At 48.4% G+C, this 15,607-nt stretch carries 17 protein-coding genes and 1 pseudogene; 7 read left to right on the top strand and 11 right to left on the bottom strand.

Going from position 1 to position 15,607, the window contains the following annotated elements; genetic code table 11:
- Positions 1–70 precede the first annotated feature (70 nt).
- Positions 71–829, top strand: coding sequence for a Crp/Fnr family transcriptional regulator (locus BLW68_RS15500; RefSeq protein WP_092795348.1), 759 nt, complete (start codon positions 71–73; stop codon positions 827–829).
- A gap of 59 nt (positions 830–888) precedes the next feature.
- Here the strand turns inward: BLW68_RS15500 and BLW68_RS15495 are convergent, their stop codons facing one another.
- The 4 genes from BLW68_RS15495 to BLW68_RS15480 form a co-directional block, all read right to left on the bottom strand.
- Positions 889–1,815 (bottom strand): OmpA family protein, encoded by a 927-nt coding sequence (locus BLW68_RS15495; RefSeq protein ID WP_218141391.1) that lies wholly within the window; start codon positions 1,813–1,815, stop codon positions 889–891.
- Complete coding sequence (locus BLW68_RS15490) at positions 1,812–2,243, bottom strand: DUF4398 domain-containing protein (RefSeq protein WP_092795346.1); 432 nt, start codon at positions 2,241–2,243, stop codon at positions 1,812–1,814. The genes BLW68_RS15495 and BLW68_RS15490 overlap by 4 nt, the downstream gene beginning before the upstream one ends.
- Before the next feature lie 117 nt (positions 2,244–2,360).
- The gene (locus BLW68_RS15485) at positions 2,361–3,083 is read right to left on the bottom strand and encodes a GGDEF domain-containing protein (RefSeq protein WP_092795345.1); all 723 of its coding nucleotides are present in this window, start codon (positions 3,081–3,083) and stop codon (positions 2,361–2,363) included.
- An 83-nt stretch (positions 3,084–3,166) separates the two neighbouring features.
- Positions 3,167–4,009: a BON domain-containing protein gene (locus tag BLW68_RS15480; RefSeq protein ID WP_092795343.1), complete on the bottom strand. Its 843-nt coding sequence runs from the start codon at positions 4,007–4,009 to the stop codon at positions 3,167–3,169.
- Positions 4,010–4,205: 196 nt separating this feature from the next.
- Between BLW68_RS15480 and BLW68_RS15475 the strand changes: the two genes are divergently transcribed.
- From BLW68_RS15475 to BLW68_RS15455, 5 genes and pseudogenes are all read left to right on the top strand, one after another.
- On the top strand, positions 4,206–4,778 hold the full coding sequence (locus BLW68_RS15475; protein WP_092795341.1) for a diguanylate cyclase: 573 nt from the start codon (positions 4,206–4,208) through the stop codon (positions 4,776–4,778).
- Positions 4,775–5,881, top strand: coding sequence for a beta-ketoacyl-ACP synthase III (locus BLW68_RS15470; protein WP_092795340.1), 1,107 nt, complete (start codon positions 4,775–4,777; stop codon positions 5,879–5,881). Before BLW68_RS15475 ends, BLW68_RS15470 begins: the two co-directional genes overlap by 4 nt.
- Positions 5,882–6,568 carry a hypothetical protein gene (locus BLW68_RS15465; RefSeq protein WP_092795338.1) on the top strand — a complete coding sequence of 229 codons (687 nt, stop codon included), beginning with the start codon at positions 5,882–5,884 and terminating at the stop codon, positions 6,566–6,568.
- Positions 6,558–7,412: pseudogene (locus BLW68_RS21690) on the top strand (DUF6999 family protein). The gene BLW68_RS15465 and the pseudogene BLW68_RS21690 overlap by 11 nt, the downstream one beginning before the upstream one ends.
- Positions 7,413–7,415: 3 nt before the next feature.
- A complete protein-coding gene (locus BLW68_RS15455; protein ID WP_092795336.1) occupies positions 7,416–8,291 on the top strand; it encodes a hypothetical protein in 876 nt (291 codons plus the stop codon).
- Here BLW68_RS15455 and BLW68_RS15450 read toward each other — a convergent pair.
- The 5 genes from BLW68_RS15450 to BLW68_RS15430 form a co-directional block, all read right to left on the bottom strand.
- The gene (locus tag BLW68_RS15450) at positions 8,281–9,042 is read right to left on the bottom strand and encodes an ABC transporter permease (protein ID WP_092795334.1); all 762 of its coding nucleotides are present in this window, start codon (positions 9,040–9,042) and stop codon (positions 8,281–8,283) included. The genes BLW68_RS15455 and BLW68_RS15450 overlap by 11 nt on opposite strands.
- The gene (locus BLW68_RS15445; RefSeq protein WP_092795332.1) at positions 9,039–9,965 is read right to left on the bottom strand and encodes an ABC transporter ATP-binding protein; all 927 of its coding nucleotides are present in this window, start codon (positions 9,963–9,965) and stop codon (positions 9,039–9,041) included. The genes BLW68_RS15450 and BLW68_RS15445 overlap by 4 nt, the downstream gene beginning before the upstream one ends.
- A gap of 415 nt (positions 9,966–10,380) precedes the next feature.
- Positions 10,381–10,710, bottom strand: a complete 330-nt coding sequence (locus BLW68_RS15440) for a hypothetical protein (protein WP_092795330.1) — start codon at positions 10,708–10,710, stop codon at positions 10,381–10,383.
- Positions 10,710–10,988, bottom strand: coding sequence for a hypothetical protein (locus BLW68_RS15435; RefSeq protein ID WP_092795328.1), 279 nt, complete (start codon positions 10,986–10,988; stop codon positions 10,710–10,712). Before BLW68_RS15435 ends, BLW68_RS15440 begins: the two co-directional genes overlap by 1 nt.
- Positions 10,989–11,069: 81 nt before the next feature.
- On the bottom strand, positions 11,070–11,768 hold the full coding sequence (locus BLW68_RS15430) for a transposase (RefSeq protein ID WP_092795326.1): 699 nt from the start codon (positions 11,766–11,768) through the stop codon (positions 11,070–11,072).
- Positions 11,769–12,081: 313 nt separating this feature from the next.
- On the opposite strand from BLW68_RS15430, the gene BLW68_RS15425 reads away from it, so the two are divergent.
- Entirely contained in the window at positions 12,082–12,939 is an 858-nt protein-coding gene (locus BLW68_RS15425) for an integrase core domain-containing protein (RefSeq protein WP_245728362.1), read from the top strand.
- 441 nt (positions 12,940–13,380) lie between these two features.
- On the opposite strand, the gene BLW68_RS15415 is transcribed toward BLW68_RS15425, so the two are convergent.
- Positions 13,381–14,751, bottom strand: a complete 1,371-nt coding sequence (locus BLW68_RS15415; protein ID WP_092795322.1) for a tetratricopeptide repeat protein — start codon at positions 14,749–14,751, stop codon at positions 13,381–13,383.
- Positions 14,748–15,431 carry a hypothetical protein gene (locus BLW68_RS15410; protein ID WP_092795319.1) on the bottom strand — a complete coding sequence of 228 codons (684 nt, stop codon included), beginning with the start codon at positions 15,429–15,431 and terminating at the stop codon, positions 14,748–14,750. Before BLW68_RS15410 ends, BLW68_RS15415 begins: the two co-directional genes overlap by 4 nt.
- Positions 15,432–15,607 lie beyond the last annotated feature (176 nt).

Genomic DNA, 15,607 nt, shown 5'->3' with positions numbered 1-15,607 from the left:
CTGAAAAGCCAAGACGGCACAGCACCTGTCTTGCGCCATTGCGGCACCGCCAGTGCTAAAGGCCAGCACCATGCCTGTTTTAGCTGTTCCGCTTATTACTAATCATTTAGTTAATTTGCTGTCAGAAAAAGAACGTGTTTTGCTGTTGCAACATTGTGATGTGGTAGCACTGGAGTTTGGCGCAGTGCTGTGTGAACCCCGGCAGCGTTACCGCTATTTGTATTTTCCGCTAAGTGGTTTTATTTCGCTGGTAACCAAACTGGCCGGCCACAAACCGCTGGAAATAGGCTTAATTGGCAATGAAGGTATGCTGGGCGTTACACTGGCGCTGGGTATAACCACAGCGCCGATGCAAGCGGTGGTGCAAGGTAAAGGCACTGCCTGGCGTATTGATATTGCCGCGCTGCAGCAACTGCTGCATGACTGCCCGCAGCTACAAAATATATTACAACAGTATCTGTATGTATTAATGGCGCAGCTATCACAAAGTACGGCTTGCGCGCATTTTCACGAGCTGGAGTATCGCCTGGCGCGCTGGCTGTTAATGAGCCATGACCGGGCGCATAGTAATGACTTTCACCTGACGCATCAGTTTCTGGCAGATATGTTAGGCGTACGGCGCAGTGGCGTTACCGTAGCGGCAGGTATTTTACAACAAAAACAATATATTAGTTATAGCCGCGGCATGATAAGCATATTAAATCGGCCTGCGTTGCAACATGCTGCCTGTGAATGCTATCAGGTAGGAATAGACAATTACCGCCGCTTGCTGGGCGAACCCGTACCCGATAGCGCAAAACGCTTATTAGCAGAGCAAGGCACACCCTAACAGGCAAAAAAACACCCGCCGCAGCGGGTGTGTTGATCGGGTTAACGCTTAACAAACCGTTACTCGGCAATATTGGCGATAATCACTTCTACCCGGCGGTTTTGCTGCTTGCCATCAGCTGACGCATTACTGGCCAGTGGGGTAGTTTCGCCTTTACCGGAAGCATCCAGCCGGCTGGCAGCAATACCCTGCGCCACTAAAAATGCTTTTACTGTGTCAGCACGCCGCTGTGATAACAACATATTGGCTGAGTCAGAGCCGACGTCGTCGGTATGGCCTTCAATTTGCGCCGTTCGTGTTGGATGGGCGTTTAAAAACACCGCCAGTTTATCCAGATGATTACTGCTACCGTTTTTCAGGTTGGCCCTGCCGGTGTCAAACAACACATCGCCCAGTGTTACCACTAAGCCTCTGTCGGTTGGCCTGGCATTTAGCTCGGCTATTTGTGCCCGCAAGTCTGCCGTAGTGGCAGCGGCGGTTGCGGCTGCAGCATCGGCTTGCTGGCGTGCCATGGCGGCGTTGGCCTGGGCATTACTGGCTTGTGAACGGGCCATCTCGGCATCACTGCGCGCATCACTGGCGTCTGCACGGGCGCTGGCCGCTTCCTGAGTGCGGGCGCTAAGGCGCACTTCATCACGTTTCTGGCTTAAGCTGTCGCGCTGTAACTCCAACTGGCGGGTTTGCGCCTGTGTGCTGGCCATACTCACTTTGCGTTCAGCCATGATCACCCTGTGGGCGGCCAAAGCGGCATTTTTTTCTGGCTGTTCAGCGGCAATAACAGCTTGCTCAGCTTCTTTTATTGCCAGTGGTGCTAACACCGCCAACTGCTGGTTGCCCTGCAACTGAATAAGCTGCTGGCGCACATTAGCTGCACCCTCCGGGCTTTTCGGTGCGCTGGCACAACCGGCTACAAACACTGCAGCCAAACTTAAGCTAAGCAAGGTTTTGCTAAAAGACATTTTTTCTGAAGAAAGCATACGGTTCATAGTTTTACCCCTGACATATTACGCTGAGCTTCCTGCTGCACGGCGTCGATACTTTGTTGCATATCTTTATTCACTGCCTGAGCTTTAATAAGCTCAGCACGCGCCAGAGCCAGCTCGGCATTTAACTGAGCTTGCAGTGCCAGCCGTTTGGCCTGTGGCATATTTTCTTCGGTTATGGCTAAGCGTGCTGCTGCCAGCTCTTTACGCGCGGTATCAAGTTCGACAGTGGTGTAACGCACCACCTGGGCCTGCTCGGCAGTGCCAATGGCACGTTCTGCAGCTTGCATTTCAGCGGTGGGTGGCACAGGCGCAGAAGCGCAGCCACTTAATAATGCAACAGCGCTGGCCAGCAACAGCCAGCGTTTGCCAAATCGTACCCCGGATAAAGGCTCTGCACTAACCAGAGTGTCGGCAATGTGTTTTTTCATCTGTAGCTCCTGATCAATCGGGGCTGCAGCGAAGGTGAGCCCTGGTTCACTATGCGGTTAAAACCAGCGGCTGTCTGTGCGCTGGCGCGCATAGCAATAACAACTTTACGCCAGGTTTTAACATGCCCGGCTGCCACCTTGTTGCTTGGCACGGTACATAGCAGCGTCTGCGCAGCTAATCAGGGCTTTAGCGCTGTGGCTGTGCTCAGGATATAATGCAATGCCAATACTGGCGGACAATACAACGCTAGCCCCTGCGATCTGGTACGGTTGTGCCAGAGCCTGTACCAGCCTGTTGGCAAACAAGGTGGCCGCCTGGTTATCTTTAATGTCGTTAAGCAGCAACAGAAATTCATCACCACCGTGCCGGCTTATCGCATCACTGTCTCGCACGGCAGCAGTTAAACGTTCGCAAACCTGCAGTATTACTGCATCACCGGCAGCATGGCCATACTGATCATTTACCGGTTTAAACCGGTCCAGATCAATAAATAACAGTGCAAAATGGCTTTGCTGTCGTTTCGCCATGCTGATGGCCTGGCTGATACGGTCCAGCATAATATTGCGGTTAAGTGTTTTTGTTAGTGCATCGCACTGGCTGTCGAGGGTAAGTTGCTGCAGTTTGGTTTGGGTATTGGCATTTTGGCTAACCGCCTGCATCAAGGTTAACAGCAACAACTGGTTGTGCTGTAATAAATGCTGCTGTTGTTGCAGCCAGATATTTTGTTGCAGTATAACTTCGCAGCGCATGCGCACCATTTCAGCACTTAAGGCTTCAAAATTAAGCTGCAACATAGCGTTACGCAGCAGTTGCGGGTTTGCATACTGAGGTTCATTCATATCAATGCCAACCTTGTCCGGTTAATAAGGTTTAAACAAAAGCTGGTCTGGGCCGGTAAACCCAGGCCCGCCAGGTTAACCGCTTAAAAAACAAGCTGGCGTGATGTAACACTTTTTACACCACGGATATTCTGTGCCAGCTCAATGGCCAGTGCCTGCTCTGCACCGCTGCCTACTTCACCAGCCAGCGTAACCACACCTTTATCGGTCTTAACCGAAATATCAGACCCGGCAACATTACTGGAATACATAAAAGTCGATTTAACCTTGGTGGTAATCCAGCTATCGGCGATCACGCTGCCTTTTTCCGCATCGGCTTTTTTATAGATTTTGCCGTCAGCGGTTTTGTCACTAACCTGCAATTTATTATCTACCGAACGCACACCATCAGTATTTTTTGCCAGCTTTTCGGCCTGCTGTTTTGCTTGCTGGGTGGCCACAGTGCCGCTTAACTCGACTTTGCCTGCGTTAGTTACCACTTTGGTGTCCATACCTTCGGTATGCTTGCTCCACAGTAATTTTGACTTTATTGCTGTAGTAATAGTGGCATCATCCACCACATCGCCGTAACCGCGGGTACTACTGCGATCAGGCGCTTTGTAGTCGGCATCTACGGTAATTTTGTTGTCAACATCGCTAATACCATTAACACCCGCAGCAATAGCACCGGCCAGATCTTTGTGAACATCGTCTTCTACATTGCCGCTAAGCGTGGCTTTGCCATCCAGCACCGTAACGGTTAAGTCATTGGCCCGTAAATAAGGGCTTAGCGTGTAGGTGGTCCAGATTTGCGCTTCCTGGCGGGCATCAACTACCGGCCCGCTTTTCGCTTTTGCGGCCGTTTTATCATCGGCTACAACCTGTGCACTGCCTAACGCCAGCGTGATTGCTGCGGCAAGCAGCAACTTTGCATGAAACTTATTCATATAAACCTCGTTGTCAGCTCAGACAGCGCAGAAATGCACTATCCGGTAGCATACAATGAGCTTGTTATTTGTGTCGTTCGGTGCGGCAGCGCGCATAAGGCATTTTAAATGCGGCAACCGGGCAACCAGAAAATAATCTACAAACCATTAACCTTGCGCTATAGTACGCCGCAGTATTAGCACCAACAGGAGTCCGGTGTTGCAAACCAATCAGTTGCTTATTCAGTTAATGTTGTATGTGTTTTTGCCGCTTTGGGGTATTGCCGGTTTTGTTGACTGGTGCTGCCACCGCGCTACCCGCATTGAACATACCTCGGGCTTAAAAGAGTCGCTTATTCACTCGTTGATGGGCATCCAGATGGCGGTGCCGATTTTGCTTTGCCTGCTGTTTAAGGTAAATGTGCTGATTATGTTGATTTGCATTGCCGCTTGGCTGGCACATGAACTGGTAGCCCACTATGACGTGCATTATGCCGCGCCCAAGCGCCATATCAGCTTGTGGGAAATGCATGCGCATAATTATTTAGCCACCTTGCCACTGTATATGTTGCTGTTAATTGCCGTGATTAACTATCCGGTGGTGGTTAAGCTGCTGACATTTAACTGGCAGGGCGAGTTTTATTTTCAGCGCATGCCTTACGCCCACGGCGGCGATACTTACCTGCCCTATTATCTGGGCTTTATGGCAGTGGTGTGCGTGCTGCCCTATATGGAAGAAAACCTGCGCTGCTTAAAAGTGGCACTAAAACAGCGTAAGGTGAATGCATGAGTGTGTATATCACCGCCAGCGGCCACTTTTTACCCGGCCCGCCGATCAGCAATGACGAAATGGAGCCGCTGTTAGGTTTAGTACATGGCAAACCCAGCCGGTTAAAGCGGCGCATTTTGCAGTCTAACGGTATTCATACGCGGCACTATGCCATTGATGCTAACCACAACACCCTGTTTTCTAATGCCACAATGGCGGCACGGGCAGCAGAGCACTGCTTAACCGGCAGCTTTATCGGCAAACGGCAGATTAAGATGCTAAGCGCCGCCACCAGCCAGGGCGATGTGGTGCTGCCGGGCTTTGGCTCTATGCTGCAGGCTGAATTGGGCTTAAGTGATATCGAGTTACACAGCAGCCATGGCATTTGCTCCGGCAGTATGATGGCGCTAAAAGCCGCCTTTACTAACCTGAAAGCCGGCGAGCAGCCCAATGCGTTAGTGGTGGCCAGCGAATTGACCTCGCGCTTATTTAAAGCCAGCCGTTATGAGGCCGCCGGCACAGCACTGGATTTTAACGCCGAGTTTCTGCGCTGGATGTTATCCGACGGCGCCGGTGCCCTGCTGCTGGAAACCCAGGCGCGCGGCCAGTGTTTCCGTATTGACTGGATCCGCAGCTTTTCGCATGCCGATGCCTATCCGGTGTGTATGAGCGTGGGCTACCCAACGGATAGCGACCATAGCCAAAGCTGGCAGGATTACGCCACTTATGCCCAGGCCGAAGCGGCCGGCGCCTTGCTTATTCGCCAGGATGTGCGGCTGCTGGAAAATATCGTTAAGCTGGGCGTAGATGGTTACCTGCGCTTAATCGCCGAGGGCCGTGTGCAACCGGACAAGGTCGACCACGTATTGTGCCATTACTCATCGCATTATTTTCGCGGCAAAATCTTCGACATGTTGCAGCGCGCCGGCGTTGGCATTGCTGAGCATAAGTGGTACAGCAACCTGTACACTCGCGGCAATACCGGCTGTGCATCTATTTTTATTATGCTGGACGAATTTCGCCGCACGCAAAGCTATAAAACCGGCGATACCATAGTATGCATGGTGCCGGAGAGTGGCCGCTTTAATAATGCCTATATGCAACTGACCGTAGTGGAGGCCTGAATGACAGAGCAAGTACTAAGCCCGCAGGGCCAACAGTGTTTACAGGCGCTAATGCGGGTCTGGTTTGAATTTGAGCGCCAGCTCGGCCGCGTGCCGCTGCTGCAACGGTTAGAACGTGGCCAGTTCAGTAAAGCCGATTATTGCCAACTGCTGCTGAACTGGCGCCAGCAAGTAATAGAGGGCTCACGCTGGATCAGCCGCAGTGCCTCAAGCTTTGAGCGCGATTACAGCGATGTGCGTTCAACCATTATCGGCCATGCCCGTGAAGAGCACCGCGACTATGAAATGTTAGAACGCGATTACGTTGCCGCCGGCGGCAGCTTAAGCGACATCCAAAACGCGCCGCGTAATATCGGCACCGAAGCGCTGCACGGCTTTTTAATGTACCGTGCCGGCCAGCCCAATCCGGTCGATTTAATCGGCGCCATGTGGATCATTGAAGGCCTGGGCCAGAAAATGGCCAACGACTGGGCCGCGCAAATAGATAAAACCACCTGCGGCGATGGCAGCTTTACCCGCTTTATGCGCTACCACGGCGCTAACGATGACGACCATATGCAAAAGCTGTATCAGTTGATCGACCGCTTATGCCAAAGCCCGGCGCAGCTAACGGCCATAGTGCGCACCGCCCGTGTTACCGCCAGGTTATATTGCCTGCAACTGGAAGAGGTAGAGCATGAGTACTGATCGTCATAACAGCAGCGGCCCAAGCGCCTATTTAAAGGCCATTGCTAAGGATAACTCGCTGCCAATCGAGCAAGCGGCACTGGATTTATGGTTAAAAGACTTACAAAACCCGCTGCGCTGGGGCGTGCGGCCACTGCTGCAGTTTATCTTTGCAATTTTGCTGCATATCACCTGGTTGTTTAAGCGCCTGCCGTTGCCGCAATTTAGTGCCCATACCCGCCTGCAACAGCTGATTTGCTGGTTTTGCACCCATTTTGTCAGCAAAGAAGCCAACTTACTGATTTTACGCCACTATGCCACTGAATCTAATGTGCTGAACTTTCTGGCGGCCAATAGCCCCAATAGCGATTTTACCCCGGTGCAACTGTACCCAAAATGCGTTGCCGATATGCAACACGCCAGCTTTGTTGAGCATGATTAGCAGCTGTTTCGTTTATTTGCTGAGCTTGGCAGCTGGCACCACCCAAAGCAGCCGTTAGCAGCAAACGCGCTTAACTGGCAGCACTGGCAAAGCATTGATATGGCGCAGTTTGAATTTACTGAGAGACGTACGCAATGGCTGGATTTTGAAAGCGCCCATGCGCTGTTTATGTGTTTATTCTGCCTGCTGCTAACGCGGGAAGAATACCGCGATGCCATTAACGGTTTTAACCTCGATCAATCCATTGCTATCCGCATCGGTGATTTGGTTGGCGATAAGTCGCTGAGCGAAATGGCCTATAACAAGTACCCGCATTATTTAGTCGGGCCGTGGAATTTAGGCCAGCGCTTTTTAATGCACGGCTTTTTTACCGAGCAGCTGTATGCCTATCTGGAGCAACAGCGCAAACAGCAACAGGCCTGAGCGATGAAAACCGTAGCGCTGGTGACAATTCATGGCATGGGCGAAACCCAGCCGGATTACGCCGACAAACTGTTTGCTCGGTTGAAGCAAAGTGTTTCCACAGCGCCGCTGTATTACGGCACCGTGTATTATCAGGACTTACTGCAGTACAACGAGCAGCGGGTGTGGCAGGCTACAGGTACACGCCTGCGGTGGAGCAAACTGCGCCGCTTTATGTTGTTTGGTTTTGCCGACGCCGCGGCGCTGGAACATCGTAAAGAGCATCCACATAGTTTGTATCATTACAGCCAGCTGAAAATAGCCCGCGCACTGTATCTGGCCAAACAGCAGTTAACCGCCGACGGCAAGCTGGTGTTACTGGCACATTCATTAGGCTGCCATGTGTTGTCGTGCTACTTGTGGGATGCCCAGCAAGCCAAAGCCGGGCTAAAACCGGCAGCCGGCATCTGGCGGGATATAAAACGCTATCAGGCGGCCATCAGCGGCGATAGTTGGCTAACTGAGGAGGATATCGCGTTTTTACGCGGTGATCGTCTGGTTAGCCTTATTACCACCGGCTGCAATATTCCGATCTTCGTTGCCGCCCATGCGATGGAGCAAATAATTCCGTTCACTAAGCCCAACAGCGCTTTTATCTGGCACAACTACTACGACAAAGACGATGTACTGGGCTGGCCACTGGCCGAGTTATCAGATGGCTATGCCGCACTGGTAACCGATATTGAAATTAACGCCAGCGGCGGTGGCTTTTTCAGCTGGTTAACCGCCAGCTGGAACCCGTTGTCGCATAATTTGTACTGGCAGGATCAAGTCATTGTTAAAGCACTGAGTGAACAGCTGACAGCCGCACTGCCAGCTGTTCACGGGCTTACACCTTAACTTTATAGCCGGTGTGGAAAATCCAGCAGATTACCGCAATACAGCTGGCCATAAACAGCAAAATCATTGCCAGGCTCAGGCCAACATTAACATCGGCCACACCGTAAAAACTCCAGCGAAAACCACTGATCAGATATACCACCGGGTTAAACAAGGTAATTTGTTGCCACAGCGGTGGCAGCATACTGATGGAATAAAAGCTGCCGCCTAAAAAGGTTAACGGCGTGATCACCATCAGCGGCACAATTTGCAGTTGTTCAAAGCTGTTAGCCAACACACCGATAATAAAACCAAACAGGCTAAAGCTAATGGCGGTAAGCACTAAAAAAGTCAGCATCCATAGCGGGTGCATTATGCTGAAATCGACAAAAAACTGCGCCGTAAACAGGATAATTAACCCCAGTAAAATAGCCTTACTGGCTGCCGCGCCGACATAGCCGAGAATAATTTCTACTGCCGACACCGGTGCCGATAGAATCTCGTAAATAGTACCGGAGAATTTCGGCATATAAATACCAAAAGAGGCATTCGATGTGCTCTCTGTCAGCACCGTCAGCATAATTAAGCCCGGCACTATAAAGGCGCCATAGCTAATGCCATCTATCGCTACCATGCGCGAGCCGATAGCAGAGCCAAACACAATAAAATACAACGAGGTAGATAACACCGGTGAGGCAATACTTTGCATCAGCGTGCGCCAGGTACGGGCTAGCTCAAACAGGTAAATGGCTTTAATGGCGTAAAAATTCATGCGGCATCTCCCATCAGGCTGATAAAGATATCTTCCAGCGAGCTTTCTCTGGTGTGCAGATCACTGAACTCTATGCCCTGAGTATTCAACTGGCGTAACAAGCTGGTGATCGTGGCCTGCTCCTGCTGTGCATCAAAGGTGTATATCAGCTGGTTGTTATCAGCAGATAACTGCAACTGATATCCGGCCAGCGCCACCGGGATTTGCTGCAATGGCGTGGTCAGCTGCAACAGCAATTGCTTTTTACCCAGTTTTTGCATCAGGCTGGTTTTGTCATCGACCAGGATCAATTTACCGGCACGGATCACGCCAATGCGATCGGCCATATCTTCGGCTTCTTCAATATAATGCGTGGTAAGAATAATAGTCACGCCACTGTCGCGCAGCCGGCGGATCATCTGCCACATATCCCGGCGCAGCTCAACATCGACCCCGGCGGTAGGTTCATCCAGAAATAAAATTTGCGGCTGGTGCGCCAGCGCTTTAGCTATTAATACCCGCCGTTTCATACCGCCAGACAAGGTCATAATTTTGCTGTCTTTTTTATCCCACAGTGATAAATCGCGCAGCAGTTGCTGCAAATAAGCCGGGTCAGCCGGTTTACCAAATAACCCCCGGCTAAAGCTAACGGTATCCCACACTGTTTCAAAAATACTGACCGACAACTCCTGCGGCACCAGGCCTATGCGCTGGCGGGCCTTGCGGTACTGCTGCACTATGTCCAGGCCGTCTACCAGTACAGTGCCCTCGCCCGGGTTAACAATGCCACAGATAATACTGATTAAAGTAGTTTTGCCAGCCCCGTTCGGCCCCAGCAAAGCGAAAATTTCACCACGGCGAATATCCAATTGAATGTTTTGCAACGCCTGAAAACCGGATGGATAGGTTTTGCTTAAATTGTTTACCTGAATAATAGATTGCACTTTACCCCCTATAACCTTGAGATTGCCGCTAACAGTTTAGCTTAACCCCTGCCAGAAGCTGGCAGCAGTAAAACAGCACCAAAAGCTATGACCTCAAGCTAACTTAAGGTCAAGTGTTTATTTTAAGGAGGGCCGAATTGTGCAACGGCTACTACTTCTTACAGAACGAAAAACAGCATTCGCACAGGATGCCGCCTTACCCTGCCTGAAAAACAGAAAAGCGGCTAACCAAAAGCAACAGACATAAAAAAATCCGGCTGAGCAGCCAGATTTTTTATGGTTAACAACCAGGAGCTGATTAAATATCCAACAAAATCCGGTTGTTTTTACCCGTCCCCGGTGTGCGAACGGTATGAACGGGACAATGGCAGTGATTAATGGTGGGATCACTTATTTGGATACCCGGAAGGAACGGTCATTTTGAGACTTGAGTAGGAGAGCAGTTATGAAGATAGTTATATGTCTCCAGCACCAATTTAAAATCAAGCATATTTCTATTTTGAGCTGCATCTATACATAAAGGAATCAGCCATTCTGTATTGGAGATAATAAGATGCTCTTTCCATTGAGGCTCTATTATATCACTTGGTTTAAAGCTACCACCGATGCCACCCATCCCTCTTCCCTCCAGCATCACAAGGGGAGCATCCGCATTATCAATATCTAACCATACTTCATAAGGGTGTTTTTTTTCATAATCTGACACTTTATATCCAATACCCAAAACATAGTAAGAGCTCTTCATTATTTACGACCTTCAGAAATTGGCTTAACAGGAGTTACCCATACTTTTTCCGGTGGGATAACATCTACAACAACTTCAGAAATGCCTCCAGATGTTTTACCACCCGGAACAAAATTAGCATTTGCCCCACTGTTGTTATGTGTGGGCAGTCTAGGATTCAAACTTGTTGGGTTATCAATGTCTATTCTTATAAGGTTCTGTCCATTCCAAGTGTCGACACCAAAAAGTTTCCCCAGCACTGCTGAATCTCCACCTGCATCGTTAATTGCTTGATTCATTTCTTTAGCTGTAGTTATAAATTGACCATCTGGCCGACCTAGAGAGTAGTTATTATTTCGATAATTGGGGTCAGATCAAAATTAAACCTGCTTTCGCCACCCTTCAGGCCGACCCCTTTGCCCCATTTGCTGCCGTCGTCCCGTTAAATCTGCTACTTCCTGCTTGAACCTGTCATTCCCCAGCGCCATACCACTTTTTACCGCACTGCGAATATCACATAACAGCGCTTCATTAACTTCGGCTTTGAACAAATCACGATAGGCTTGTTGCCGCTCTGCCTCAGAATCTGCCAGAGCCAGATAGCACGGGTGCGGCTGACACAAAGCCGATTGTTTACCAAGCGCATTAATAGCATAACTGGACCAAGCATATGACGAAGGCGAGCTCACCATACCTGCCCGCACCGGGTTTATTTCTATGTAGCGGTACACCGCCAAAACATAGTGTTCTTCCTGCACCAAGCAGGATTTAAACCGTCCTTCCCACAAGGTGCCACTGCGTTTGTAACGCTGGTTAAAGTACCGTACATATTGCCTGCCCAGGCTTTGCATCATTAAGCTAATGCCACTATCGTCAGATGCGGTACAAAGCAGATGCACATGGTTAGTCATAAATACCCAGGCGTGAATGTGGACACCAAAGGCATCCGAATACTCTTTCAGCCAATGGGTATAAGCAGCAAAATCTTCGTCATTCGCAAAACACACCTGCCGGTTGTTACCACGCTGAATAACATGTTCTGGCACACCGGCTAAATGGACACGGGGGAGTCTCGCCATAACAGCTACTTAGGTTGCTGATCGATGGCTTAAGCTTAGTCTATTTAATTTTGATCTGACCCCGTTTATTTAATTTTGATCTGACCCCGTTTATTTATATCGCCTGCGGCGCTGAATTTACTGCCTTGCAGGGTGAAGCCCGTCTCGAAGAAAGCGAGGGCGCGCAGCTTTCTTAGGGCTGAACGCGAGGACAAAGGACGTCCGAGCCGGGAGGACGATCATCAGGGATGTGTATACTCAGAACCCTGTGCAGCGAACTACAAACAACATGCTTTTAAAGTTATTAATTTATATAAGCTTCAGCTTATTGCTGGTGTTGACTGGCTGGTTTAGCCGCTTTACTGCAAAACCAGCAAAACCTTTTTATGCCAAATCCATTACAGCAAATTTGCCAACACAGCGTTACTGCAAAAACCGTAAAAAGCCGCAATGGGTGGTGGATAAGGTGCTCTATCTGGCGGCTATATCCGGCTACGGGGCGGGTAAAGTAGCGGAGTTGTTTAACCAGCGCTACGGCCATAACGGTGATAGCGTGGGGAAAACCTTTGTTTACTATCAGATAAAAAATCAGCAGTACCAGATACGCATTCTGCGCCGGGATATTAAGCACAAGCCACCGCGCACCTTGCCGGTTAACCAAACCTGGGGCATGGATTTAACGACGGTGACACTGAACAAGCAGCAAAAGCTGGTGCTGGGGATTGTTGATCACGGTTCAAGGCTGAGTATTGCGCTGCGGGAGCTGAGCTCTAAACATTCCGATGTGCTGCTTCTGGAAATCTGCCAGTCGATAAAACAATTCGGCTTGCCCAAATTTATCCGTACCGATAACGAAGCCTGTTTTAATTCATGGTGGTTAAAAAGTTGCCTGAAATTACTCGGCATTAAACACCAAACAACAAAGGTTGCCAGCCCTTGGCAAAACGGCAGAATTGAGCGCTTCTTTGGTACGTTTAAACAGAAATGGCAGCAGCTAAACTTCAACCAATGTGATCTCCAAACCGAGCTGGCGATTTACCGCGCTTGGTATAACCAAATCCGAACTCATCAGAATTTAGGTGGGCTAACTCCTGCCGAAGTATGGCAAGGCAGGCAGAACAAAAATGCAGATCAGGCGCAGTGGGTTAGTGCATGGCAGGGGGTGTTATGTGGCTACTACGTGCCTGATTAGCAGCAACCGTTTTATGGCAGGATAAAAAAACAGCATTCGCACAGGATGCCGCCTTACCCTGCCTGAAATACAGAAAGCGGCTAACCAAAGGCAACAGACATAAAAAATCCGGCGAAAGCGCCAGATTTTTTATGGTTAACAACCGGAAACTGATTAAATATCCAACAAAATCCGGTTGTTTTTACCCGTCCCCGGTGTGCGAACGGTATGAACGGGACAACCCAAGCGTGTGAACGATATGAACGGGACAATATAAAAACCAAAATCATCGTCGCAGTAAAAACAAGCTTGCCGGTTGTTACCACGCTGAATAACATGCTCTGGCACACCGGCTAAATGGACACGGGGGAGTCTCGCCATAACAGCTACTTAGGTTGCTGATCGATGGCTTAAGCTTAGTCTATTTAATTTTGATCTGACCCCGTTTATTTTACACAAACCTTAATGGCTGCTAATAATCAATGTCTGCGAATTAGAAATTTGATATTGCTCGACCTGCGCAACAGGCAATTTATCTAAACTCGCTCTGGCATGCCGCCTAAGTTTAAATGAATTTCCCTCAGCTACTATAAACTCCAATGTCTGACGATACCTTGCGTTGTTGCTTTGCGCTAAAGCTTTGCAAAACCAGGCTAATGCATCAACAGTGTAGCTATTATCCGCGTTATACCGCAGCAATACCGTTCTGGCGACCAGATCCAAAATAGCCGGGTCAGTAATATTTCGCTCATAAAAATTCTTTGCCAGCTGTTGCAGATCACGCTCTGCCAAGTTAACCAGACGATAATCAAACTCATCAGTGTTTAGTGGCATATACTTTTTATTCAGCTTCGCCAACTGTTCTTGAGCTTTATCATACCCTTGGTTGGCAGCCTTGCTATACAACTCTGCCGCCTGATATAAATTCTTTTTCACTCCTGAACCAGATTCATAAAGTACACCTAATAGAAACTGAGCATACATACTGTTCTGTGCAGCAGCCAAACGAAACCATTTCACAGCCTCTGTATCACTCCGTTCAACAAATTTACCTACCGAATAATAAGTGCCCAGCAATAACTGAGCTTCTGCCTGCCCCAATTCAGCAGCCTTGTGGTACAGTTGTAAAGCTCTAGTATTATCTGGTGCAATACCGCGACCTTCCTGATATACAAGTCCAAGCTTCACTATTGCTAATGGTTCATTCTGTTCAGCCGCTTTTTCGAGCCAATATCGAGCTTTATTTAAATCCTGAGGAACAATCTGTCCTTGTGTATAAATATCAAATAACTTCATCTGCGCATTAACAAAACCCTTTGATGCCGCGTCCTGATACAGCTCTAACGCACGTTGCGGATTCTTCGGGAATTGCTGATGTCCTTCCATAAACAAGTTTGCTAATGCCATCACAATAGTCGGCTTACTTTGTGATGCATATATCTTTGCCCAATATCGTGCTTTAGTAACATCCTGTGGGATTTCCTGCCCTTTCTGGAACAGATCAATCAGATCTTTCTGTGCTTTAGCTACACCTTTTTCTGCGGCAGAAATGTACATTGCCATAGCAATATCCATATCTATATCAACACCCCGGCCATAGCGATAAGCCAAAGCGATAAATAGCTCTGGGCTATTATCAAAATCGTCGGAAAGAAGCTCCCAAGCAGGAGCAAGTTCTTGCAAGATTTTTTTTATTTGTTGAGGTTCAGGCTGTAAATACTCCTTTGCCTGAACCGCCAAAGTTAAAAAAGCCGCAAAGCAATACCACCACAATATTTTGTGTCTGACTCTTACTTCTTTATATCTGCTCATGAATTCACTACTACTATTCATTTATTTATGACTTGCTGCCATAAGGTATTTCCATCAATACCAGACTCAACCCATGCTGTAATTTTACTAATGTATCCGCCGATACCTCTTTCCACATCAAAATAGAAATAATACTCTCCCGGTATAAATTCTAAATTATCAATATCAAACGTTGCCAAATACCCCCTGCCAGCCCACTGAGATTGATATAACAGCACTTTCAGTTTCCTATTACCCGAAGGAAAAACTATGGATTGCTGACCTTTTATTTTGAAGCTGTCCATAAACCTCGCTGACGGCTGATTTGTATTAAGTGCTGAGTAGTATTTTGCGATTTGCTGAGCATTTTTTTTACAGCCTATTTTTGCTTGCTGATTTGCGTTGTCAATACACCACTCTGCCTGAAACTTCTCCAGTTTATTTACATACATAGGCGAAACCATAACCGGAAGAGAAAGCACCGTTTGTTCATCCAGCTCAATAATTGTTGCCATTAATGTAGTCTTCTCATCAGAAGCACTATTAACATCTCTTGCTTGTAGAAAAAAGTAAACCTCCTCGCTATCTGACACTATATCGGCCTGATATATTCCTGACTTATTAAACAACTCCTTTTTACTGTAAAAACGTTCTTCCGCAGACTGAAAACTGCAGCCAGACACAATGAATAAAAATATAAATACTAAATGAAATTTGTACACATATACTCCTGGGAAACTATTTTCTGCTTAATAGCAGATGATATTAATCAGTTCCATCATATATTTCTATACTTAGACCGGTTAACTTCAAGCCCTGAGGGATCCCCACGAATTTAGCCTTCCCATTCAATGTTGTAACTCCTCGTATCCAGCAAGTGTATACAGTGGCGCAAGGT

Origin of the sequence: Rheinheimera pacifica (genome assembly GCF_900108485.1) — a bacterium.
Taxonomy (GTDB): domain Bacteria; phylum Pseudomonadota; class Gammaproteobacteria; order Enterobacterales; family Alteromonadaceae; genus Alishewanella; species Alishewanella pacifica.
This window is presented reverse-complemented; position numbering and strand designations above follow the sequence as displayed.

What these genes read in the sequence shown, in the direction of transcription:
- BLW68_RS15435 (WP_092795328.1), bottom strand. Translation starts at nt 10,988, where the DNA reads ATGAATCAAGCAATTAACGATGCAGGTGGAGATTCAGCAGTGCTGGGG.
- BLW68_RS15500 (WP_092795348.1), top strand. Translation starts at nt 71, where the DNA reads ATGCCTGTTTTAGCTGTTCCGCTTATTACTAATCATTTAGTTAATTTG.
- BLW68_RS15440 (WP_092795330.1), bottom strand. Translation starts at nt 10,710, where the DNA reads ATGAAGAGCTCTTACTATGTTTTGGGTATTGGATATAAAGTGTCAGAT.
- BLW68_RS15495 (WP_218141391.1), bottom strand. Translation starts at nt 1,815, where the DNA reads ATGAACCGTATGCTTTCTTCAGAAAAAATGTCTTTTAGCAAAACCTTG.
- BLW68_RS15415 (WP_092795322.1), bottom strand. Translation starts at nt 14,751, where the DNA reads ATGAATAGTAGTAGTGAATTCATGAGCAGATATAAAGAAGTAAGAGTC.
- BLW68_RS15485 (WP_092795345.1), bottom strand. Translation starts at nt 3,083, where the DNA reads ATGAATGAACCTCAGTATGCAAACCCGCAACTGCTGCGTAACGCTATG.
- BLW68_RS15430 (WP_092795326.1), bottom strand. Translation starts at nt 11,768, where the DNA reads ATGGCGAGACTCCCCCGTGTCCATTTAGCCGGTGTGCCAGAACATGTT.
- BLW68_RS15470 (WP_092795340.1), top strand. Translation starts at nt 4,775, where the DNA reads ATGAGTGTGTATATCACCGCCAGCGGCCACTTTTTACCCGGCCCGCCG.
- BLW68_RS15450 (WP_092795334.1), bottom strand. Translation starts at nt 9,042, where the DNA reads ATGAATTTTTACGCCATTAAAGCCATTTACCTGTTTGAGCTAGCCCGT.
- BLW68_RS15465 (WP_092795338.1), top strand. Translation starts at nt 5,882, where the DNA reads ATGACAGAGCAAGTACTAAGCCCGCAGGGCCAACAGTGTTTACAGGCG.
- BLW68_RS15480 (WP_092795343.1), bottom strand. Translation starts at nt 4,009, where the DNA reads ATGAATAAGTTTCATGCAAAGTTGCTGCTTGCCGCAGCAATCACGCTG.
- BLW68_RS15490 (WP_092795346.1), bottom strand. Translation starts at nt 2,243, where the DNA reads ATGAAAAAACACATTGCCGACACTCTGGTTAGTGCAGAGCCTTTATCC.
- BLW68_RS15455 (WP_092795336.1), top strand. Translation starts at nt 7,416, where the DNA reads ATGAAAACCGTAGCGCTGGTGACAATTCATGGCATGGGCGAAACCCAG.